This window comes from Sulfuriferula thiophila, assembly GCF_003864975.1.
Lineage (GTDB): Bacteria > Pseudomonadota > Gammaproteobacteria > Burkholderiales > Sulfuriferulaceae > Sulfuriferula > Sulfuriferula thiophila.
In genome coordinates, this window is the sequence record NZ_BHGL01000007.1 from 24,289 (window position 1) to 46,884 (window position 22,596).

A 22,596-nucleotide genomic window follows, 5' to 3' on the forward strand; every position below is an offset into this window, starting at 1 on the left:
ACAACTTGGTAGCCTGACCCCGGTATTTTTTAAAAACTAACACCTTACCTTTAAGGAGGTGATGTACCCGCAACAACTTGATCACTACCTTCAACAGTCAGCCACACTGACGTTATACCCATCGGTGGCTTTAACTGCGTCACTTTGAGTTGCCCATGCACCAGGTAAGTGCGACCGGCTTCAGTATCAAACGTGATTTTTTTAAAGCCGTGTAATGACAACCCGCCGTCGAAGTGACTGACTCTGACGTGCATAGTGTGTTTCCCTGGCAAGGCGATAACTTCTAGACCATTAGGCAAAGGCTCCGGTCTGCTAAATCGATCTCCTCTTCCATCAAAAACTGTAATTATTGTGGCACTGGATTCAGGACTTATCTTGATCACAGCAAGCTCGCGCACATCGCGCACAGGCCCATCGTACGCCTTCGATGGTGGCAAAGCCGCACAACCCGCCAGCAATGAAAATAAAAGTGGCGTTAGTAATCTGCCTAGCTTCATCATGTTTGAACACCTTTTTTAAGTGAAAATGTCAAGTATCATGCACAACGAATCTGTATAAAAAGCCGAAATACCGGAGTCTTGCAATCGCACATAAAATCAATTCTTATCGGACTGCAATCCTTAGCCCCGCAACAAACTGTTGGAATGTAACCTGTAAGTATGACTTGGAAACCCAGCTTTCAAATTCAGGGCGTCGGCTCCCATGAAATATCAATCTTATGATGAACGACACAATCCCGCAAATATGGATTGATAAGACTTTGATATGGCATGTCGGCCTCATCTGCCATTTGCCTGAAACAGCCGATGACATCTTTACTTAACTGCATATTCACTTATCAAGACGCTCCAAATCAAACCAAAACCGTCTGCCGTACCCGCTCAAACACGCACACAGCCAGTGCCGCTGCCGCATTCAGCGACTCGACATTGCCGGGCATGGGGATGCTGAATTCGTAGCTGGCGGCGGCACGCAGTTCGGCGCTGAGGCCTGCGCCTTCGTTGCCGACGGCAAACGCTACCGACTCGGTGAGGTCGGCGGCGAACAGGCTTTGCGGTGCGTTCAGCGCGGCGCTGCAGACTTTGCCGGGGAAGGCGTGGGCTATGGCAATCAGGTCAGCATGTTCGATAACCTGAGTGGCGAAGTGCGCGCCCATGCCGCCGCGCAGCACTTTGGGTGACCATGCATCAGCACAGCCGGTGGACAGGTACACGGCCTCTACCCCTGCCGCGGCAGCACTGCGCAGCATGGCGCCGAGGTTGCCGGGGTCCTGGATGGCTTCGAGCAGGACGATAAATTGCGGTGCGGCGGGTGCTGCCGCTTGCGGGATGTCGATCAGCAGCATCAGGCCGGTTGGCGTTTTTACCGGCGACAGCGTGTTGAACAGGCCATGCGCCAGTCGCAACACCGGCACCTGCGACAGTTGCGCCAGCAGCGGGTGATCCTGTGCGGATTCGTCGACGATGATCTGGCGCGGCACCTGGCCGGTGGCGAGATAGGCTAACAATAAATGTTCGCCATCGAGCAGGGTCTGCCCTTGCTCGCGCCGGGTGCTGGCGGATTCGGCCAGCTTTTTCAGTGCTTTGAAGTAGGTGTTGTGCGGGGATACGATTAGTTCAGACATAAGCTCAATGTGCCAGGCCCGGCAGCAGCACAACCAGACCATCCACCATAAATTGCACCGCCATCGCGGCGAGGATCAGCCCCATGACGCGGGTGGCGATATTCAGCCCGGCGGTTCCCAGGCGGTTGCCGATGGGCTCGGCCAGCAGCAGCACGACCCAGATGATCAGGCCCATCAACGCTATCGACAGGCTGAAAAACAGTTTATCCAGCAGGCTGGATGCCTGATGCGCGCCGACGATGACCAGACTGATGGCGCCGGGGCCAGCCAGCAACGGAATGGCCAGTGGCACCACGGATATATCGACCTTGGATTCGGCTTCCAGTTCTTCGGCATCGGTATGCCGTGCCTGACTGACTTTTGCATGGAACATGGCAATGGCGATCATCAGCACCAGCATGCCGCCAGCTATGCGGAATGCGGGGATGCCAATACCGAAGAAACCGAGCAGACTATCACCCGCCCACACCGACAGGATCAGGATGATGACCACGGCCACGGATGTCTTCGCGGCGGTGCGATGCATTTCCGCCGAGCGCCGGTCTGCCGCCATGCTCAGAAAAATCGGGATAGCACCCAAGGGGTTAACAATTGCGAACAGGCCGACCAGGAACTTGATCTGCTCGGTGAGGTGTAGTTGTGAGATCACGGTGTCTTCTTCATGGTAATTGCACAAAACCTTGTGCGGCCAGTTCCGGCAACGCCTGCTTCAGCGCTTCCAGACAATCGGGGTCAATCGCCGTACCGCACTCTTTTTCCATAATGGCGATTGCATCGGGTACCGCAATCGGCCCGCGGTAGGGGCGGTCGGCGGTGATGGCATCAAAGATGTCGGCGGTGGTAATGATACGGGTTTCCAGCGATATCTGCGCTGCGACCAGGCCGTGCGGATAGCCTTTGCCATCCAGCCGCTCATGGTGGGCGGCCGCAACCTGCGCCAGCTCGGCAAACACGTTGAGCCGCGACAATATCTGTTCGGAATAGAACGCATGGGCCTTGACCTGCTCCCATTCGCTGTCGTCGAGCTTGCCGGGCTTGTCCAGCACGCCGTTGCTCACCCCGAGCTTGCCAATATCATGCAGCAAGGCAGCGCGGTACAGCCACTGCTGCCGGGCCGGGGCAATGCCCATGCGCTTGGCTACCGCCAGCGTATATGCCGCCACCCGGCTGCTGTGGCCGTACGTGTACGGGCTTTTCGCGTCAACGACTTTGGCGAAGGCTTCGGCGATGGTGTCCAGCCGCTGCTCGTCAATTTCGATCACCTTGGAATGCGGTTCCAGCTGGCACACCAGATCCTGCAAGTTGTCGCAGGTGAAGCCGTCCCAGAAACCAGTCGCTTGTTGCGCGGTATCAAATGCGGCGACCAGCGCCGGATCAAACCAGCTGCCGGCACGTTTTTTTACTTCGGCTACGGCAAACTCCTTGCCGCCGGAGGCATAGAACACTTCGATCACCTGCGACAGCAGCGCGATACGCGCATTGACAGGAATGGCATCCCCCACCAGACCGAACGGCTTGCCCTTGCCGTTCCAGTGCTCGTCCAGATAGCGTACGCCCAAGGCCACTTCTTCATCAAAGCCGAGCTGGCGGGCGATATCTGCGCCGCGCTCGCAGCGGGTGGATACCAGCTCGCGGGCGAACTCTTCACCGCGCTCGGCCAGTGCCATCATTTTAGTGACGCGCTCATGCAGGGATTTACCGACGCCGACGTGCGACAGCACGAACTTGCCGAGCTGAAACAGGCTGTCGGTATCGACCAGTTTGAAATCGTTTTTTACCGTGCGGTCATCGGCGTCGTACAGCTCGAACAGCCGCGCGGCATTACTGCTGCAACCGGCGTCCTTGAGCAATATCGTGTAGTACAGGTGCGACAGGGCATCGTTATCCATGTCGTAGTGACGGCCGATGTGCATCCCTACCCAGCAACTGCGCAGGCAATGGCCGGGCGGCAGGCCTTCGGTTAAATCGAGTGCATAGCTGAGCGAGCCGATAATATCGGATAACAGTAATTTGTCGCTGATTACAGATTCAGTCACAGCTCGCCCCCCATTTATTAATCTGCCATAGTTGCGTTATTGATTTAATCACGCCGCCAGATAGTACCTTGTGCGCTGTCTTCCAGCACGATACCGGCATCCAGCAACTGCTTGCGGATGCGGTCGCCTTCGGCAAAATCCTTGGCCTTGCGCGCCGCGGCACGATCGGCGATAAGCTGCTCGATCTGTTCGGCGCTGTAGGCGCTGCTGGTCATCGCCTGCAAGTGGCTGGCCGGGTCGTTCTGCAACAAGCCGAGCACGCCGCCCAGCGCTTTGAGCAACCCGGCAGTTTGACCCGACTTGGTCTTGTTGGTTTCGGTGGCGAGATCAAACAGCACGGCAACCGCTTCCGAGGTATTAAAGTCGTCGTCCATTGCCACTTTGAACCGTGCCGCATGCGGTGCTTGCCAGTCGATTTCGACATCCGCTGCAGGCACCTCGCGTAACGCGGTGTAGAGCCGGTTGAGCGACTGTTTGGCATCATCCAGATGATGATCGGAATAGTTTAACGGGCTGCGATAATGGGCACGCACGATGAAAAAGCGCAGCGTTTCGGCATCGTAGCGGGTCAGCACTTCGCGAATGGTGAAGAAATTGCCCAGCGATTTGGACATTTTTTCGTTATCCACACGCACAAAGCCGTTATGTATCCAGTAATTCGCCAGGGTACAGCCATGCGCGCCCTCGGACTGGGCGATCTCGTTTTCGTGATGTGGAAATTGCAGATCCTGACCGCCGCCGTGGATGTCGAAGTGGTTGGACAGGTAATACTCGCCCATCGCCGAGCATTCGATATGCCAGCCCGGCCGTCCGGCACCCCACGGAGACTCCCATGATGGCTCACCCGGCTTGGCCGCTTTCCACAATACGAAATCCAGCGGGTCACGTTTACTCTGGTCGATTTCGACCCGTTCGCCGGCCTGCAGCTCATCCAGCGATTTGCCCGACAGCTTGCCGTAGCCGGGGAAAGCATGCACAGCGTAATACACGTCGCCATTGTCTGCTGCATAGGCCAGACCGCGCTCGATCAACACGCTGATCATGGCCTGCATCTGTTTGACAAAATCGGTAGCACGCGGCTCATGGCTGGGCGGCAATACGCCCAACGCTGTGGCATCTTCATTCATGGCGGTAATAAAACGCTGGGTCAGTTCGCCGATAGACTCGTTGTTTTCTGCTGCGCGCTTGATGATTTTGTCGTCGATATCAGTAATATTACGTACATATTCAACATCATAGCCGGAAGCCCGCAACCAGCGTGTAATCATGTCGAATACAACCATGACGCGGGCATGACCCAGGTGGCAATAATCGTAAACGGTCATCCCGCAAACATAGAGACGAACCTGTCCCGGGATAATTGCAACAAACGGCTGTTTTTCACGCCCTAATGAATTATAAATTGTGAGCATAATCGATCAAATATAAAAGGTAATAGTTTGAATCAGCGCGAGTTCTTGTTAGAATTGAACCCCCTGATTAGTGGTCGGTTGAGTATATCATAATGAAACGAACTCCCCTTTTAGCCCTGTTATTCGCGGTCGTCACTGGTTATGCGGCTTTCGCCTATGCAGCTCCCAACACAGAATTTCAAGAAATCAATGGCTTATTCAAACAAGGCCAATACGCTCCCGCCCTCGACAGGGTCAATGCCTATATCAGCAAGAACCCGCAAGATGCTCAAGCCCGCTTTCTTAAAGGCCTGATTCTGACCGAACAGAATAAAAATGCCGAAGCCATCAAGGTCTTTACCGGTCTGACCGAAGACTTCCCTGAGCTGCCAGAGCCGTACAACAACCTTGCCGTGCTGTATGCTGCACAAGGTCAGTATGAGAAAGCCAAGAACGCTCTGGAAATGGCGATCAACACGCACCCCAGCTATGCCACGGCACATGAAAATCTGGGTGACATTTATGCAAAAATGGCTTCCATTGCTTACGATAAAGCCCTGCAACTGGATAACCACAATGCTTCTGCACAGACTAAGCTTGCTCTGATCAAAGACTTGTTTGGTGGGCGCAAATCCACCATGATTGCCAAAGCCAATGATACCAAAGTCAAACCGGCTGCAGCCGTGGTCGCCGCCACACCAGTGGTAACCGCGGGTGTTGCCAAACCTGTTGAAGTCAAACCAGTTGAGACCAAACCAGCACCTGCCGCAACCGATAACAGCGGTGCAACCGAAGCCGTACAAGCCTGGGCCAAAGCATGGGCCAGCCAGAATGCTGATGCCTATCTGGCAGCGTATTCGCCCAAATTCAAAACGCCGGGTGGCGAGTCACGCAGCAACTGGGAAACCACACGCCGTGAACGTATCAATCACCCTAAGAAAATTGAAGTGACATTATCGGATATCAACGTCACTACCACGGGTAGTAACCAGGCTACAGTGAGCTTCAAACAGGCTTATCGGTCAGATCGTTTCAGCGCGACTTCACACAAGGCATTGGAACTCACCAAAACCAATGGCAAATGGCTGATTACCGAGGAACGCTCACGTTAATTCGTAGTCAGATCTATATATGTTAGCTAAATACGCCGCCACGCTTTTGTTTTGTTCCGCCTTGACGTCAGCGACGCAGGCGGATGAACAAATAGCCATGGCGGGGCCTCTATTCGATACCACCACTACGGCTCGTGTTATATCGCCCAAGAATTACACCGAGTCGTTGCTGGCACAGGCCTTACTATCCATCCAGCAAAACCGGTTGGACGTTGCCATTAAACAAATTGAAAATCTGATTCATCTGCATCCGGATTATCGTCTGGCTCAACTCATTCACGGCGATTTACTGCTGGCTCGCGCACAACCCCTGACCAATATTGGCAATGTCAGTGCTCCGGCTGCGAAATTGAATGATTTGCGCGATGAAGCGCGAGTGCGCCTGAACAGTTACCTCGATCGTCCTGTGGTCGGACTGATTCCACAACAGTTGCTACAGATTGACCCGGGCATCACGACTGCAGTTGTCGTCGACACTTCAAAATCGCGCTTATATGTTTTCAAGAACCAGAATGGTACGCTGACCAATATCGCCGATTATTACGTCACTATCGGTCGCAATGGTGCCGAAAAATCCCGTGAAGGCGATGGTCGCACTCCACTGGGCGTGTATTACATCACCAAAAAGCTGGAAGGCAGCAAGTTGCCGGATCTGTATGGCAGCTTTGCATTTCCGCTCAACTTCCCCAATGACTGGGACGAGAAACAGGGCAGCTTTGGTCACGGCATCTGGCTGCATGGCACCGTCAGCAGCACTTACAGTCGCCCGCCTAAAGCCAGCGAAGGCTGCGTAGTATTAACCAACAACGATCTGGTTGAGCTCGGAAAATACCTGACACCCGGCAGCACGCCGGTGGTGATTGCCGAACGTATCAAATGGGTGCCGCCACAAAGCGCTGAGGCCGATAAAGATGCGCTGATGAAACAGGTTGACGCATGGCGCCGCGATTGGGAAAGCCGCAATACCGATCAGTACCTGCGTCATTACGCCAGCAACTTTACTGCCAACGGCACCAAATTCAACGACTGGGCTGCTGCCAAGCGGCGCGTCAATCAAGGCAAAACCTGGATCAATGTCGATCTCTCCAGGATCAGCATATTCGAATACCCGGGCCAGAAGCAGATGTACATGGTCAGCTTCGATCAGAACTACCGTAGCAACAACCTGAACAACGTCATGCATAAGCGGCAGTATTGGGTGCAGCATAACGGCAGCTGGAAAATAGTTGCCGAAAACGGCGCATAACTCTTCATTTATCAACCACTTGGAATTAAATATCATGGTCAAATTACACACCAACTTCGGCGTTATCACTCTGGAACTCGACGCCGAAAAAGCACCAAAAACAGTCGCCAACTTCCTGGAATACGTTAACAGCGGTTTCTATGCAAACACCGTGTTCCATCGCGTCATCGACGGTTTCATGATTCAGGGCGGCGGTTTTGAGCCAGGCATGAAACAGAAGCCTACCAACGCGCAAATCGAAAACGAAGCGGCTAATGGCCTGACCAACGATAACTACACTATCGCCATGGCACGCACACCGGATCCACATTCAGCGTCTTCACAGTTTTTCATTAACGTCAAAAACAACAGCTTCCTGAATTTCAGCGCGCCTACTTCGCAAGGTTTCGGCTACTGCGTATTCGGTAAAGTGGTTGAAGGCATGGACGTTGTGGACAAGATCAAGAAAGTTAAAACCGGCAACAAGGCAGGTCATTCCGATGTACCAGCCGAAGATGTCATCATCGAGCGTGCCGAGGTAGTGTGAGTGCCAGTTACTGACACAGCGCACAGTCTGTTTATCTCCGATTTACACCTGTGCGACAGCCGACCTGCAATCAGTCGGCTGTTTTTTGATTTTCTGCAGAACACCGCTATTCATGCTGACGCGCTGTACATTTTAGGCGATCTGTTTGAATACTGGCTGGGCGATGACACGCTGGATGTCCCGCTTAACCAGCAGGTCAGTCTGGCATTGCGCCAACTGGCCGATAGCGGTGTCGCTGTTTATTTCATGCATGGCAACCGCGATTTCCTGATTGCAACGCAATTTGCCGATGCCTGCCATGCGCAACTGCTCACTGATCCGAGCCTGATTGATCTGTACGGCACACCGACCTTACTGATGCACGGCGATACGCTATGCACGGATGATGTCAGCTATCTGGCATTCCGCGCTCAAGTGCGCGACCCTCAATGGCAAAACCAGTTTCTGGCACAACCGCTTGCAGCACGTATTAGTATTGCACAACAGGCGCGCGCGCAAAGCGAATCATCCAAGCAGGAAAAAGCAACCGAGATCATGGACGTTAATACCGTTGCTGTGCACGAAGCATTACGCCAGCACGATTACCCACGCCTTATCCATGGCCATACGCATCGTCCTGCACAACACCCTATCGATATTGATGACCACCATTGCCAGCGCTGGGTCCTGCCGGACTGGTATGACAAGGGCGGCTATCTGCGCTGCGATACGCTCGGTTGTCAGTTCGTCAGCTTAACGGTCTGATAAGCCTTGGGCACTGTGAATAATTCTGCCTGTAACGGTGCCTCCCGGCTGGATTCATAACGTCGGGTACGCCCGTCACTGGCGATATCTTCGATCGGCAATCCAAACTGAAACAGACGCGGGATTTCCAGCACATAGCGCGCCAGATCACATTCATCACGCAGTTCAACTGGGGTGCGCAGCCAGGTGAGTGTCTGGCTCGGCGCCAGAGCCTGCCAATATTGCTGCAACGCTGTTACCGTATCCGGCAATAAACTATTCGTCGCCGTCACTTGCCCGCACACCTTGCCGTTAACCGACCAGGTAAATTGCTGGGTGCTCGCCGCAAGTTGCTTGACCGTTTGCGTCACTTGCCACGGTTGCGGTTTGGACAGTGGCGCCGCTTTGGCCTGATAACGATAAGCGCGCTGTTCGCTGCGGATGACATTCAGCAATACGCCATTGGAACGATTAAGCAGCACAAAATCGCCGTTATCATCACCGGTATCCATGCGCAGATACGCAGGTGTCACCAGTATGCGCGTAGGGTAGGCAGCACTACCGGGATCAGCATCCTGATAGTTCAGCACCGACATGGTTGGGGTGGCAGCGTATGTCGGCATTGCCCATAGCGCAGCACACAGCCCCAGACTACTCCAGGCTTTATAACGCATCCAGACCCCGCGCCAGATCGTTCTGGATATCACGCAAGGACTCCAGCCCTACCGCTACCCGCAACAAACCATCCCGAATACCGGCACTGGCCCGCTGTTCCGGGGTCAGGCGGCTATGCGTAGTCGTGGTCGGATGCGTAATCGTGGTTTTGGCATCACCCAGATTGGCGGTAATGGATATCATCCGCGTGCTGTCCACCACCTGCCATGCCGCATCCTTGCCGCCCTTGACTTCAAAGGCAACAATGCCGCCGCCGGTGCGCTGCTGACGCATCGCCAGCTCATGCTGTGAATGCGATGGCAAACCTGGGTAGTACACGCGCTCGACCTGTGGATGCGCTTCCAGCCATTGCGCCAACGCCAAGGCAGATGCCGAGTGTGCATCCATACGTAATTTCAGCGTTTCCAGTCCTTTGAGGAATATCCACGCGTTAAACGCACTCAGCGTAGGGCCTGCGGTTCGCAGAAAGCCATACACCCCTTCCAGCAGTTTATGATTACCCAGCACCGCACCACCCAGTACGCGCCCTTGCCCATCCAGATATTTGGTGGCGGAGTGAATCACGATGTCTGCACCTAACGATAATGGCCGTTGCAGCGCCGGTGAGCAGAAGCAGTTATCTACCGCCAATGTCACCCCATGCTGTTTGGCCAATGCCGCCAACGCGCCAATATCGCTGACTTCGGTCAACGGATTGGACGGTGATTCGACGAAAAACAGCTTGGTATTAGGCCGCAGTGCCGCCTGCCATTCGCTGATATCAGTCGGCGAGACGAAGGTCGTCTCCACGCCGAAGCGCCCGATAATGTTATTGAACAGCTGTACGGTAGAACCAAAAATGGAGCGCGAGGCAATAATGTGATCGCCCGCCGACAGCAGACCCATTACCGTCGCCAATATCGCTGACATGCCGGAGGCTGTCGCCACACAGCGCTCGGCGCCTTCCAGCGCTGCCAGCCGCTGCTCGAACATGGTAACGGTCGGATTGGTAAAGCGCGCGTAGATATTGCCGGGCTGTTCACCACGAAAGCGGGCTTCGGCTTCAGCTGCGTTCTTGAATATGAAGCTGGAGGTCAAAAACAGCGCTTCACTATGTTCACCAAACTGGCTGCGGCTGATCCCGGCACGGACTGCCAGGGTTTCTATGTCGTAATCTTCATTATCCATGTGCGACTCCTAATAAAAAACCCGTTTTGCTGGATAGCTAAAACGGGTTAGGGTTTTTAGCTGAATTTATAATGCGCCCGCAAGTTGGAAATCGGCGCGTTTGATAATACTAAACTCGTTGCTGGTTATTCGTCAACCAAGCATTAAGTCCCACGCGCCAGATTCAGATCCAGCTGCAAGGTATCGGTACTCTTGCTGTCCTTGTTGCTGCCGCAACGCATGGACTCAATCAAGTCCAGGTATTCCGAGGTGATGTCACCCGTCACATACTTGCCGTTAAAGCAGGAAGTATCGAAGTGCTGCAACGCGGGATTGATCTCCCGCACTGCTTCGATCAAGGCATCGATATCCTGGTAAACCAGGGCATCTGCGCCGATCTCGCGAGCGATCTCTTCATCGGTGCGACCAGTGGCCAGCAATTCCTGGCGTGTAGGCATATCTATGCCATATACGTTAGGGAAGCGTACTGGTGGCGCAGCCGAAGCAAAAAATACCTGGCTGGCGCCCGCATCCCGTGCCATTTGCACGATTTCACGGCTGGTCGTGCCGCGAACGATGGAGTCATCTACCAGCAATACGTTTTTGTCTTTAAATTCTATGCCGATGGCATTGAGCTTCTGACGTACCGATTTCTTGCGCATGGCCTGGCCAGGCATGATGAAAGTACGACCGATATAGCGGTTCTTGATGAAGCCTTCACGATAAGACAAACCCAGCGCATTCGCCAGCTGCAATGCACTCGGGCGACTGGTATCCGGTATCGGTATCACCACATCAATGCGCAGATGCGCCCATTGCTGGCGTATTTTTTCTGCCAGCTGCTCGCCCATGCGCAAACGGGTTTCATAGACCGATACGCCGTCTATCACTGAATCCGGACGCGCCAGATACACATATTCAAAAATGCACGGGAAATATTGCGGATTTTCTGCACACTGCTGGCTATGCAACTGACCTGCCGCATCAATATAAATGGCTTCACCCGGCAACACATCACGCATCACTTTGTAATCCAGTGCGTCGATCGCTACACTCTCGGATGCCAGCATGTATTCCATACCCATCTCGGTCTGGCGACTGCCGATGATCAACGGACGTATGCCGTAGGGGTCACGGAATGCCAGCAAACCATGGCCGGCAATCATCGCTACGACTGCATAAGCACCGCGACAACGACGATGTACGCCAGCCACTGCCTTGAATACACGCTCCACATTCAGGCTATGGGTGCTATTTGCTTCCACCAGTTCATGCGCCAGTACGTTCAACAGCACTTCGGAATCCGAACTGGTATTCACATGACGCAAATCCAGACGGAACAAATCTTCCTTGAGCTGATCGGTATTGGTCAGGTTGCCGTTATGCGCCAACACAATGCCATACGGCGAATTGACATAGAAAGGCTGCGCTTCAGCGGTGGAGGCTGCGTTACCCGCAGTAGGATAGCGCACATGGCCAATACCGGAATTACCCAGCAGGTTACGCATATCGCGCGTGCGGAACACATCACGCACCAGGCCGTTAGCCTTGTGCATATGAAACACATTACCCTCAGCGGTAACTATCCCCGCAGCATCCTGACCACGATGCTGCAACACCAGCAAGCCATCATAGAGCAACTGGTTAACGGGAGTATGAGAAACAATGCCGATTATGCCGCACATAGGAAGATCCTAAAAATGTATGTGTTGAACCAAACTATCAGGCAGCCATGGCTTAGCCATAACTGCCAACTTGACCAAAGAGGGTGCGAGTAGTGAATGTTGCCATAATTCGGTTTTTGGCAGCGCGGTTAACCCGGCCAGCAAAACCAGCATCAATACAATGGCTGCACCCCGTACCGCACCAAACAATATTCCAAGCAACCGGTCTAGTGCACCCAAACCAGCTGCTTTGAGTGATTCCGCCAGCAACAGACTCAACAACATGGCCACAGCCATGACGATCACAAACACTAAAATGAAGCCACCCAGATAACGTAATGCCGGGCTACTGATCATGGCCGGCATCCACACAGCCGCCACATCAGCAAAGGATTTCGCCAGCAAAAAAGCAACAATCCAGGCAGCCAGTGACAATATCTCTTTTACACCGCCACGCATTGCACCCAGCATCATTGATAAGACGACAATCCCTAAAACCACTAAATCGAAAGTAGTCACAATTTCACCTTACTTATGCAGCGGTACAATTTGTGCCTGTATGCCGGCAGCGCTGATTTTAGCCAGCGTTTTATCCGCCTGACCGCGTTCGGCAAATGGACCTGCACGTACCCGTGTTGCACCACTTGGCAACGTTTCGGTGTAAGTACTTACCCCAACTGCATTCAGACGCTCACGCAATTGCCGTACATTCTCAGCACTGCTGAATGCACCTAATTGCACAACATAATGGCCATTGTCCGCTTCGTGTGCATGTTTATCGGTTGCTGGCGCTGGAGACAGTTCCGTTTTAGTTGCTGCTACATCTGATTTGGCGGGTGCAGACTGCTTGGCTTTAGCAGCTTGCTGGGACTTTTCTGCTGCTAGCGCAGCCTGATGCGCCACTTCTTTGTCATGCGCTAATTTAGCTTGTTCTGTCTGCTTCGCTTTTTCAGCAGCCGCTGCTTTCGCCTCATTGGCTTTGTGTTCAGCCTCTTTTTGCTGAGTAAGCTTTGCCTCTGCACTTTGTTTCTGCTCGGCGACATCGTTATGCGCAACTTCTGCAGCAGGTTGAGTAATCGCAGTTTTGATCGGATCGAGCGACTTTTCAGCCGTTACATCACTTGTTTGAGGGGCAGGGGTCGGTGCAGGGACTGCGAGTGGCGGGGCGACAACAGATACGGGGGGAGCAGTCACACCCGCACCCGGCATTTCGATCGCGATATCCGGATTGACAGGGCGTGGGGTCTGATCCAGCACCATAGGCAAAACGATTGCGGCGCTGATCAGCAAAGTCGCAGCACCCAGCAAGCGCTGCCGGGCACGTTTTTTTAATCTCAATTGCTCTTCAGACGTGGCTTGAATGGCCATACATGTGTTTCCTAATTAGCCGGATATCAATTGCAATATGGCGGCGACAGTATAGAAGGAACCAAAGACGCAGATTCTATCATTTTCCTGAGCTTGTTCACAGGCTAAAGTCCATGCTGCGGGTACACTATCCAATATTTTTAGCTGAGCCACACCTGCCTCGGTCAACACTTGACGCAATACCGCAGCCGACGCGCCTCGCGGCATATCCAAACCTGCCACCAGCCAGACATCAACCACATCGCGCATGGCCGCAACCACGCCGGCTATATCCTTATCTGCCAGCATAGCGAACACGGCGAATGTTTTACCTGCCACCGGCGCCTTCGCCAGATTGCTCGCCAATGCCTGAGCGCCATGCGGATTGTGCGCAACATCCAGAATACGCTGGGGCAAACCCGGCAGCATCTGAAACCGTCCTGGCACTTGTGCGTGCTGCAGACCCTGACGAATCGCAATTTCCGGCACCACGAAACCCGGTGCCAGATTTTCCAGCGCGGCAATGGCGGTCGCTGCATTGCTTAACTGGTAATCACCGCGCATCACTGGCAACGGCAAATTCAGGTAGGTCACCGCGCCATGATAGTCCCAACTCGTTGCATGGCTCTGATACCGGTAATCTTCACCAATAGCGCGCCACAAGGCACCAAGACGCTGCGACACCTCCTGCAATACTTTCGGGGGGGCAATATCACCGCAGATTGCCGGATGCCCGGCACGGAAAATACCGGCTTTCTCTCGCCCGATCTGCTCGCGGGTAGTTCCCAGGTATTCAGTATGATCAATATCGATGCTGGTAATCACGGCACAACTGGCATCAAACACATTAACCGCATCCAGTCGGCCACCCAGCCCAACCTCCAGAATAGCGATATCAACAGCGGCCTGCTCAAATAGCCACATTGCAGCCAGCGTACCGAATTCGAAATAACTTAACGAGATCTCGCCGCGCGCGGCTTCTATCGCCGCAAACGCAGCGCACAAAGCAACATCTTCGACTTCGATTTGTGCGATACGCACGCGTTCGTTATAGCGCAATAGATGCGGTGAGGTGTACAAACCGGTGCGGTAACCCGCGGCGCTCAACATCGCTTCCAGATAGGCGCAAGTTGAGCCTTTACCGTTGGTGCCACCCACCAGAATGACGGGTGTGTGTATATTCGGGAGCAATACGGCGCGCACTTGCGCCACCCGCTCCAGCCCCAGATCAATGACCTGGGGATGCAAACCTTCCAGATACTGCAGCCATTCGGCTAAACTCATTAAGCCGCCACAGGAAGGCGCTGCATCTTTGCCAGCAAACCGGCCAGACGATCGCGCATTTCACGGCGGTCTATGATCAGATCTATCGCGCCATGTTCCTGCAAAAACTCAGCCCGCTGAAATCCTTCCGGCAAGGTTTCACGGACAGTCTGCTCAATCACGCGCGGTCCGGCAAAACCGATCAATGCCCGTGGCTCCGCTACAATCACATCGCCCAGCATGGCGAAGCTGGCCGATACACCGCCCATGGTAGGGTCAGTCAGCACTGAAATAAAGGGCAGCTTGGCTTCAGCCAATTTGGTCAGCGCTGCACTGGTTTTCGCCATCTGCATCAGTGAAAACAGACCTTCCTGCATGCGCGCACCACCACTCGCGGCATAACACACGAACGGAATCTTGTCCTGCAGACAGACTTCGATGCCACGCACAAAACGCTCACCCACTACCGCACCCATCGAGCCACCCATGAATTTGAATTCGAATGCGGCGACGACCAGTGGTACATCGCTGATTTTACCCTTCATGACGATGAGCGCATCTTTTTCACCGGTTGCGCGCTGCGCTTCAAGCAAACGATCGCTGTACTTCTTGCTGTCCTTGAATTTGAGTGTATCGACCGGCATCACTTCATTACCGATTTCAAAACGGCCATCGGCATCCAGCAACATCTCCAGCCGTGCCCGTGCGCCTATTCGATGATGATGGGCACAGTTCGGACACACCTCCAGATTGCGCTCAAGATCGGCACGGTACAGCACTGTCTCGCATGACGGACACTTGCTCCACAAACCTTCCGGCATAACTTTTTTTGGATCTTCCGCCAGACGACGGTTGATTTTCGGACGCAATATTTTCTGAAACCAGCTCATGACTATTCCTTTATTCGTAAAAACGCTTACCTGATGCCTGGATTAACCAGCCGCATCCATCGCTGCGCGTACACCGGCAACAAACGTTGTCAGGTTTGCCACGACTTGTTCGCGTGGCGAGTTTTCAATTTCTTCTACTATGCGACTGCCGATCACGACTGCATCGGCAAACTTGGCAATGGCAGCTGCAGTCTTGGCATCACGGATACCGAATCCTACCCCGACCGGCAAGCCGCAGCGTTCACGTATCACCGGGATATGCCCAGCCACTTCCGCCAGATCAAGATTGGCAGAACCGGTCACGCCTTTCAGTGAGACGTAATAGACAAAACCGCTGGCTTTGCTGGCTACCAGATTAATCCGCGCATCCGGTGTCGTTGGCGACAACAGGAAGATTGTATCGACACCTGCCGCCCGGAATATTTCCGCTACGCTCTCTTCCGGCGGAATGTCCACCGTCAGCATCCCATCCACCCCGGCAGCCGCAGCAGCCTTGGCAAAGACTTCATAGCCCATGTGCTCAATCGGATTGGCATAGCCCATCAGCACGATAGGGGTGGTGGTATTGGTGGTACGGAATTCGGCGACCATCGCCAGCACATCTTTCAAGCCGACATGATGTTTCAGCGCTCGCTCAGAGGCGCGCTGTATGGTTGGGCCATCCGCCATCGGATCGGAGAATGGCACACCCAGCTCAATAATGTCCGCCCCTGCAGCAGCCAGACCATGCAGTATCTGCACCGTCAATTGCGGATCGGGATCACCTGCGGTGATGAACGGAATCAGCGCAGCTTTGTGCTGCGCCTTAAGTTCGGCAAAAGTCTGTTTGATACGGCTCATATTTACTCTCTACAAAAATTTTCCACGCTGCTTACAGCGTTAAGCCGGACATCTTCGCCACGGTATTGATATCCTTATCACCACGGCCGGACAAATTTACCAGCAATATCTGGTCTTTGCTCATGCCTGGTGCGATTTTGGCAGCATGCGCCAGCGCATGACTGGATTCCAGAGCCGGGATAATACCTTCAAAACGGCACAGGTCATGAAAGCCACGCATCGCTTCATCGTCATTAATGGCGACATACTCCGCACGACCACTGTCTTTCAGCCACGCATGTTCAGGGCCCACACCGGGATAATCCAGACCGGCAGAGATGGAATGGGTTTCGATGATCTGGCCATTTTCATCCTGCATCAGATAGCTACGGAAACCATGCAGCACGCCTGGCGTTCCGGCTGAAAGCGGCGCTGCGTGACGACCTGTGGCGACACCATCACCACCGGCCTCAACGCCGATCAAGCGTACGTCTTTATGGCCAATATAGGGATAGAAAATGCCGATCGCGTTGGAACCGCCGCCCACACAGGCAATTACCGCATCCGGCTGACGACCTATCATATCCGGCATTTGGGTCAGGCACTCTTCACCGATCACGGACTGGAAGTCACGCACCAGCATAGGGTACGGATGCGGACCGGCTGCGGTACCCAGAATATAAAACGTGGATTCGACGTTGGTAACCCAGTCGCGCATAGCTTCGTTCAGCGCATCTTTCAGTGTTTTGGAACCGGAAGAGACGGGCACCACCGTCGCGCCCAGCAACTTCATGCGGTAAACGTTAGGTGACTGCCGCGCGACATCTTCTGCGCCCATGTACACCACGCACTCCATACCGTAACGTGCAGCCACGGTAGCTGAGGCGACACCATGCTGTCCGGCGCCGGTCTCGGCGATCACGCGCTTCTTGCCCATGCGCCGTGCCAGCAACGCCTGGCCGATGGTGTTGTTGATTTTGTGCGCGCCAGTGTGATTCAGATCTTCACGTTTGAGATAAATCTGCGCACCACCCAGATGTTCCGACCAGCGCTTGGCGTGGTAAATCGGGCTGGGCCGGCCGACATAGTGCTTAAGCTCATGACGAAACTCCGCCATGAAAGCAGCATCTTTGCGTGCCAGCTCATATTCCTGGCGCAATTCATCCAACGCGGCAATCAAAGTTTCCGCGACAAAAATACCGCCATACGGACCGAAATGGCCGTGCTCATCTGGGAGTTCACCGATACGCATTACTTACCTCTTGAATAAATTGCGCGACTTTCGTCACGTCTTTGATACCTTTACTGATTTCCACACCACTAGACACATCCACCGCCCAAGGCTGAGTTTGCTGTATAGCAGCAGCAACATTTTGCGCATCCAGTCCGCCTGATAATATCAGCGGCAACGGCAAATTGACCGGGATCAAATCCCAATCAAACCGGTGGCCGGTTCCTCCGGCTTCACCCGCGACATACGCATCAAGCAGAATACCCTGAGCATCATTAAACCGAGATGCGTATTGTACCAAATCCAGCCCCGGTCTAACGCGTACCGCCTTAATATATGGCAACTGAAATTGCTGACAATAGGCAGGCGATTCGTCGCCATGAAATTGCAGCAATGTTGGACGCACTGCCTCAATGACAGCCTGAACCATGGCGACATCCGCATCCACAAACAGCGCAACACTGCTGACAAACGCTGGCAATGCCTGTGCTATCCTGCGTGCCTGCACCAGTTCTACATGGCGCGGACTGGGCGGATAGAACACCAGACCAATCGCATCAGCCCCCGCATGCGCCGCATGAAGCGCTGTATCAACCTGGGTGAAACCACAGATTTTAATTCGTGTCCGCATTCAACTATCCCCGCTCATTGCTAAAGCCTGGCTGGCATCCCGCGCCCCCGGCAATCCCCAGACCGCATCATATTCAACATGACATAAATGCAATCCGGCGGCTGAAAATGTCGGCGCCGACAGCGTGCGGTCACGCTGATGCAACAGCTCACCCACCCAGTCTGGCGGATACTTGCCCTGGCCGACATACACCAGCGCACCCACAATATTGCGTACCATATGATGCAGAAAAGCATTGGCAGTCAGCTCGAATATAATCCGGTTACCCTGTTTAATCACATTCATCTGCTGCAATACCCGTACCGGTGAGTGTGCCTGACATTCAGCCGCACGAAACGCACTGAAATCATGCTCGCCCAGCAACATGTGTCCGGCCTGCTGCATCAAATCAACATCCAGCGGCGCGTGATACCAGCCTACTTGCCCGGAATCCAAGGCCGGGCGTACCGGATGATTCAACAACACATATCGATAACTGCGCGCGGTGGCACTGAAACGCGCATGAAAATCCTGATTAACCAACTGTGCCCAAAGTACCGCAACACCATCCGGTAAAAATGTATTCACACCTCTGACCCATGCCGTTAACGGACGCTCGACGTCAATATCGAAATGCACAACCTGGGCAGTCGCATGCACCCCGGTATCAGTACGCCCCGCCGCCACCACAGGCACCGCATGTCCGGCTATTTGTGCCAAGGCCCGCTCCAGCGCATCCTGCACGCCGCAACCCTGCGGCTGATGCTGCCAGCCACAAAACTGACTGCCATTGTATTCGATGCCTAGCGCTATACGTTTCATCTTACCCATATCCCCAGCATTGTCACGCTCATGATAAACACATAGTCCAACCAGCCCGAGCGATATACCGGCAGTAATAATGGCTGCATCATTTCGTGAGTCACAAGCGGTGGGGTGGACAATTGTCGCAGCCGTTGTTTAAACGATACTTGCTGCGTTTCCTGCAATAGCGACTCCGCATAACGCAGGGTAAGCCAGATACGCATCGCGATACGCTCAGACGGCAAGCCGACATGGTGTAGCGGTGCCAATAATGTATAGATTCCAGCCAGCAAGGCCACACGCGAGAGCCGCGTCAACAATAGCGCAAGCATGGCCAAAATCAGCAGCAGTCGCCAGCTTTGCAGCAAGCCGCTATACACACCGGACTCACTTGGACCATACCCTTGCAGCACAGGCCACAATGGCACGCCGGGCAGGCTGTAGGCATGCACCAGCAGCAGCACCAGCAACAATATACGGCTGCGGCGTACGTAACGGAAGAACTGCTGACGCACAGGCTGAGTAAATGACAGTAAAACCAGCACAGTCAATCCCAGCAACACAGGCTCACCTACCAGCATTACCCACACCATAAAAAACAGCCACAGCATAACTGCTGTGGCTGGATGACAGATATGGCGCTGTATATTCGTTATGCTGTTTGACATCAACCCAATTGATTTAGCAGTTCCTGGGCACTCGCTTGTTGCTGCGCATTCCCCTCTTTAATCACTTCCTGCAGAATTTCTCGTGCATTTTCATGATCGCCCATTTCCTGATAAACCTGCGCTAAATCCAGCTTGGTTTTAACTTCCTGCTCAACATCACTCAATTCTGTCGCAACATCCGTATCCGCAGGTTCATCAAAGTCCAGATTAATACCGGAAAAATCAAGTGTAAGACCATCATCTGGCTGAGTTACCGACTCTGCTGCGACAACCGCTTGAGGCTCTTCAACGACAGCAGGGGCCTCATGCTGCACAGCATCATGCGCATCCAGATCGAAATCAAAACTCAGCATGTCATCATGCGCAGATGTTTCCTGTTCCAACTTTAGTTCATCATCATGCGCAGCCACTGGCTCGGCAACTGGCTCCACAACAGTTTCAGCTTCTGTGGTCAGCGGTTCGAAATCAAGGTCGAAATCCAGTCCGGAGAAACTATCGGCTTCCGGTTCAGGCTCTGCCGTTACGCTGTCAGCTTTCGGCGCCTCATGTTCATTATCAGCCAGTGCTGGGAGCTCATCCGCCATAACATCCATGTCCAGCAACTCATGCACGGGCGCATCTGACCCAATCTCTTCTGCCTGCGAAACGACCGGCTGTGCAAGCGGTTCAGTATCAAAATCCAGCGCGGTAGAAAAATCCAGCCCCTGGTCATCATTCGATGAGAATACATCCTGAGCCACTACTGGCTCATCCTCAGGTTCAGCGGATACAAACTCATCCATAGCAACCATTGCCGCCGCACCACCAACTGCAGCTGCGGCTACCGCACCTGCACTTGGTGACTCACCAGCCTTAACGGTTTGGCCGCCATATAGCGGATTATTTGGATCCAGCTTGTGTCCCAATTCAGCCGCTTTTTCCCATACTGGCGTGTTCTCGCCACCCAGCGCAGAATACAATTCCGTAGCGACCGATTCAAACTCAGGCAAGTTTTTACGCGTTGCGTAAATTTCCAATAATTTCAGTTTGATTTCATGGCGGCCTGGATCTTTTGCCATTGCCTCTTTTAATATTTCTTCGGCTTGAGCATCACGTCCGTATGCCATATACACTTCGGCTTCGGCGATCGGATCCACATCATGCGTATCAAGATTACCCAGCCCGGACTGACTGAAATCAGTCAGGAATGATGTATTGTTGGTATTAACCGACGCGCCACCCTGCGTGCCATACACTGTGTTTGGCTTGGCTTCCACATTGGTCATGATGCTGTTCTCAAACTTGGACAGACCTTCACGACGACGCCGGCTCTTGGCCATGAAGCCCAGCAATGCAATCAACAATGCGCCTACAGCCGCACCACCTGCGTACAATGGGTTAATATCCTCGTACCAGCTACCCGTTTCAGCGACAGGCGCTACAGGACTTGGCAACGCTTTTTTCGGTTCGGCTTTAACGGGTGCAACTGGTTCCTTAACTTCGGTTGCTGGTTTCGCTACCGGCACTTCCGGCTTGGCTTCAGTGGCTGCGGGGGTCTCTGCATTTTTCTGCAAATCCGCCATCGACTGATTTTTCAATTCAACCAGACGTTGCATATCCTTGATATTTTTCTCCAAAGCAGCAGCACGATCATTCGCTTCCTTGAGCGCCTTTTGCTTTGCCAATGCTTCATCCTGTGCGGCCTGCTTCAGCTCTGCAGCCGTTGGTTTGGCTGGTTTCGCCGCACCGACTGCATTTTTATCAGCCGCAGGCGCCTCACCTTTGGACAATTTCAATACATCCTGCCCAGATTTGGCTGGGGCAGCTTTATCTTCTACCTTAGGCGTGATTTTGCCGCTGGTTTGAGCTGGTTTCTCTTCTGTTTTAGGTGCCGCAGCAACTTCACCGGCAAGTTTTTGCCGGTAATTATGCCAATCGGCAGACTGTAATTTAATTTCTCGCACCGCTTCTGCCTGGCTGATTGCAGAAACTTCTTCTTTAGTCGGTACTTTGAGAATCTGGCCTGTTTTCAGGCGATTCATATTGCCGCTAAATGCCTGGGTATTCTGACGATACAAACCGACCAGCATTTGCTCCAGTTTCACACCCTCTGGCTTGGTTTCTTTAGCAATTGCCATGAGCGTGGCCCCGCGCTTAACGGGACCTATCGTTTCCGCACCAGACTTGCTTCCAGCAGTGGAGTCACTCTCCGTTTTTTGCGGCACTTTGGATTCGATCTGTTTTTTTGCGGCCGGTTTAACAGAACTTACTCTGTTTTCGTGTACAGGCTGCTTTTCAACCTGCCCGGTTTCTGCAGCTGCTACAGGTCTGGTTTTTACCGGGGTGGCTGGCGTGATCACAGGTGTAACTGTCAGATTGCGATTGCTCTGATTGTTCGTCATTCCGGGAGGATCGAGCAGTAGCGTATATTCACGCACCATCTGACCACTACCCCAATTCAATTCAATCAGCATATCAACGAAAGGATCGTTGATGGGTTTATTTGAAGTGATTTTTAAAACCGTGCGTCCATCGGGTTTTTTATCAACGACAAACTTGACACCCGATAATGCATTGCTCATTTCTATATTGGCACTGCGAAATGCTTCGGTACTGGCCATCCGGGCCTGCAAGCTATTTAATTCAGTAGGATCGGCAGCAATGACTTCAATTTCTGCATTAAGCGGCTGCCCCAGCGCCGAGTTAATGGAGAGCTTACCTAAACCTGCACTGTATGCGGGTGTTTGTGCCAACAACAACATGGCGGCTGACAAACAACTCACAATTTTCTTTTTATGCATTGTACCGACCCCTCTAATTCGATTGCCTGATAGGCATTTCA

The 22,596-nt window shown here is 53.4% G+C and carries 22 protein-coding genes; 4 read left to right on the forward strand and 18 right to left on the reverse strand.

The annotated features are described in order from the left end of the window. Window positions 1–50 precede the first annotated feature (50 nt). From EJE49_RS04890 to cysS, 5 genes are all read right to left on the reverse strand, one after another. Window positions 51–500, reverse strand: a complete 450-nt coding sequence (locus EJE49_RS04890; RefSeq protein ID WP_124949300.1) for a hypothetical protein — start codon at window positions 498–500, stop codon at window positions 51–53. Window positions 501–853: 353 nt separating this feature from the next. Further along, window positions 854–1,624 (reverse strand): TrmH family RNA methyltransferase, encoded by a 771-nt coding sequence (locus EJE49_RS04900; RefSeq protein WP_124949301.1) that lies wholly within the window; start codon window positions 1,622–1,624, stop codon window positions 854–856. Window positions 1,625–1,628: 4 nt separating this feature from the next. Then, on the reverse strand, window positions 1,629–2,273 hold the full coding sequence (locus tag EJE49_RS04905; RefSeq protein ID WP_189941714.1) for a MarC family protein: 645 nt from the start codon (window positions 2,271–2,273) through the stop codon (window positions 1,629–1,631). A 10-nt stretch (window positions 2,274–2,283) separates the two neighbouring features. After that, the gene (locus EJE49_RS04910; RefSeq protein ID WP_223246759.1) at window positions 2,284–3,660 is read right to left on the reverse strand and encodes an HD-GYP domain-containing protein; all 1,377 of its coding nucleotides are present in this window, start codon (window positions 3,658–3,660) and stop codon (window positions 2,284–2,286) included. 44 nt (window positions 3,661–3,704) lie between these two features. Beyond that, on the reverse strand, window positions 3,705–5,072 hold the full coding sequence (cysS, locus tag EJE49_RS04915) for a cysteine--tRNA ligase (protein ID WP_124949303.1): 1,368 nt from the start codon (window positions 5,070–5,072) through the stop codon (window positions 3,705–3,707). Between the two features lie 92 nt (window positions 5,073–5,164). Here cysS and EJE49_RS04920 point away from each other — a divergent pair, with 92 nt between their 5' ends. The 4 genes from EJE49_RS04920 to EJE49_RS04935 are packed head-to-tail and all read left to right on the forward strand — an operon-like array spanning window position 5,165 to window position 8,679. Further along, window positions 5,165–6,163 carry a nuclear transport factor 2 family protein gene (locus tag EJE49_RS04920; RefSeq protein ID WP_124949304.1) on the forward strand — a complete coding sequence of 333 codons (999 nt, stop codon included), beginning with the start codon at window positions 5,165–5,167 and terminating at the stop codon, window positions 6,161–6,163. A 19-nt stretch (window positions 6,164–6,182) separates the two neighbouring features. After that, the gene (locus EJE49_RS04925; protein ID WP_124949305.1) at window positions 6,183–7,409 is read left to right on the forward strand and encodes a L,D-transpeptidase family protein; all 1,227 of its coding nucleotides are present in this window, start codon (window positions 6,183–6,185) and stop codon (window positions 7,407–7,409) included. A gap of 34 nt (window positions 7,410–7,443) precedes the next feature. Beyond that, on the forward strand, window positions 7,444–7,935 hold the full coding sequence (locus EJE49_RS04930; protein WP_124949306.1) for a peptidylprolyl isomerase: 492 nt from the start codon (window positions 7,444–7,446) through the stop codon (window positions 7,933–7,935). Continuing rightward, window positions 7,936–8,679 (forward strand): UDP-2,3-diacylglucosamine diphosphatase, encoded by a 744-nt coding sequence (locus tag EJE49_RS04935; RefSeq protein ID WP_124949307.1) that lies wholly within the window; start codon window positions 7,936–7,938, stop codon window positions 8,677–8,679. Here the strand turns inward: EJE49_RS04935 and EJE49_RS04940 are convergent. The 13 genes from EJE49_RS04940 to EJE49_RS05000 form a co-directional block, all read right to left on the reverse strand. Continuing rightward, on the reverse strand, window positions 8,655–9,332 hold the full coding sequence (locus tag EJE49_RS04940) for a hypothetical protein (RefSeq protein ID WP_124949308.1): 678 nt from the start codon (window positions 9,330–9,332) through the stop codon (window positions 8,655–8,657). The genes EJE49_RS04935 and EJE49_RS04940 overlap by 25 nt on opposite strands. Beyond that, window positions 9,322–10,500 (reverse strand): O-succinylhomoserine sulfhydrylase, encoded by a 1,179-nt coding sequence (locus tag EJE49_RS04945; protein ID WP_124949309.1) that lies wholly within the window; start codon window positions 10,498–10,500, stop codon window positions 9,322–9,324. The genes EJE49_RS04940 and EJE49_RS04945 overlap by 11 nt, the downstream gene beginning before the upstream one ends. A 143-nt stretch (window positions 10,501–10,643) precedes the next feature. Continuing rightward, window positions 10,644–12,164 (reverse strand): amidophosphoribosyltransferase, encoded by a 1,521-nt coding sequence (gene purF / locus EJE49_RS04950; protein WP_124949310.1) that lies wholly within the window; start codon window positions 12,162–12,164, stop codon window positions 10,644–10,646. Between the two features lie 9 nt (window positions 12,165–12,173). Beyond that, entirely contained in the window at window positions 12,174–12,662 is a 489-nt protein-coding gene (locus tag EJE49_RS04955) for a CvpA family protein (protein WP_124949311.1), read from the reverse strand. Between the two features lie 9 nt (window positions 12,663–12,671). Beyond that, entirely contained in the window at window positions 12,672–13,511 is an 840-nt protein-coding gene (locus EJE49_RS04960; RefSeq protein ID WP_124949312.1) for an SPOR domain-containing protein, read from the reverse strand. Between the two features lie 15 nt (window positions 13,512–13,526). Then, window positions 13,527–14,774, reverse strand: coding sequence for a bifunctional tetrahydrofolate synthase/dihydrofolate synthase (gene folC / locus EJE49_RS04965; protein ID WP_124949313.1), 1,248 nt, complete (start codon window positions 14,772–14,774; stop codon window positions 13,527–13,529). Then, a complete protein-coding gene (gene accD / locus EJE49_RS04970; protein WP_124949314.1) occupies window positions 14,774–15,643 on the reverse strand; it encodes an acetyl-CoA carboxylase, carboxyltransferase subunit beta in 870 nt (289 codons plus the stop codon). The genes folC and accD overlap by 1 nt, the downstream gene beginning before the upstream one ends. A gap of 42 nt (window positions 15,644–15,685) precedes the next feature. Further along, window positions 15,686–16,483 (reverse strand): tryptophan synthase subunit alpha, encoded by a 798-nt coding sequence (gene trpA, locus EJE49_RS04975; RefSeq protein WP_124949315.1) that lies wholly within the window; start codon window positions 16,481–16,483, stop codon window positions 15,686–15,688. 31 nt (window positions 16,484–16,514) lie between these two features. Beyond that, complete coding sequence (trpB, locus tag EJE49_RS04980; protein ID WP_124949316.1) at window positions 16,515–17,714, reverse strand: tryptophan synthase subunit beta; 1,200 nt, start codon at window positions 17,712–17,714, stop codon at window positions 16,515–16,517. Further along, complete coding sequence (locus EJE49_RS04985; protein WP_124949317.1) at window positions 17,701–18,324, reverse strand: phosphoribosylanthranilate isomerase; 624 nt, start codon at window positions 18,322–18,324, stop codon at window positions 17,701–17,703. Before EJE49_RS04985 ends, trpB begins: the two co-directional genes overlap by 14 nt. Beyond that, window positions 18,325–19,125 carry a tRNA pseudouridine(38-40) synthase TruA gene (gene truA, locus EJE49_RS04990; protein WP_124949318.1) on the reverse strand — a complete coding sequence of 267 codons (801 nt, stop codon included), beginning with the start codon at window positions 19,123–19,125 and terminating at the stop codon, window positions 18,325–18,327. Then, window positions 19,122–19,775, reverse strand: a complete 654-nt coding sequence (locus EJE49_RS04995) for a CbiQ family ECF transporter T component (protein WP_124949319.1) — start codon at window positions 19,773–19,775, stop codon at window positions 19,122–19,124. Before EJE49_RS04995 ends, truA begins: the two co-directional genes overlap by 4 nt. Continuing rightward, entirely contained in the window at window positions 19,775–22,555 is a 2,781-nt protein-coding gene (locus EJE49_RS05000; protein WP_189941716.1) for a motility hub landmark protein FimV, read from the reverse strand. Before EJE49_RS05000 ends, EJE49_RS04995 begins: the two co-directional genes overlap by 1 nt. Between the last annotated feature and the right edge of the window lie 41 nt (window positions 22,556–22,596).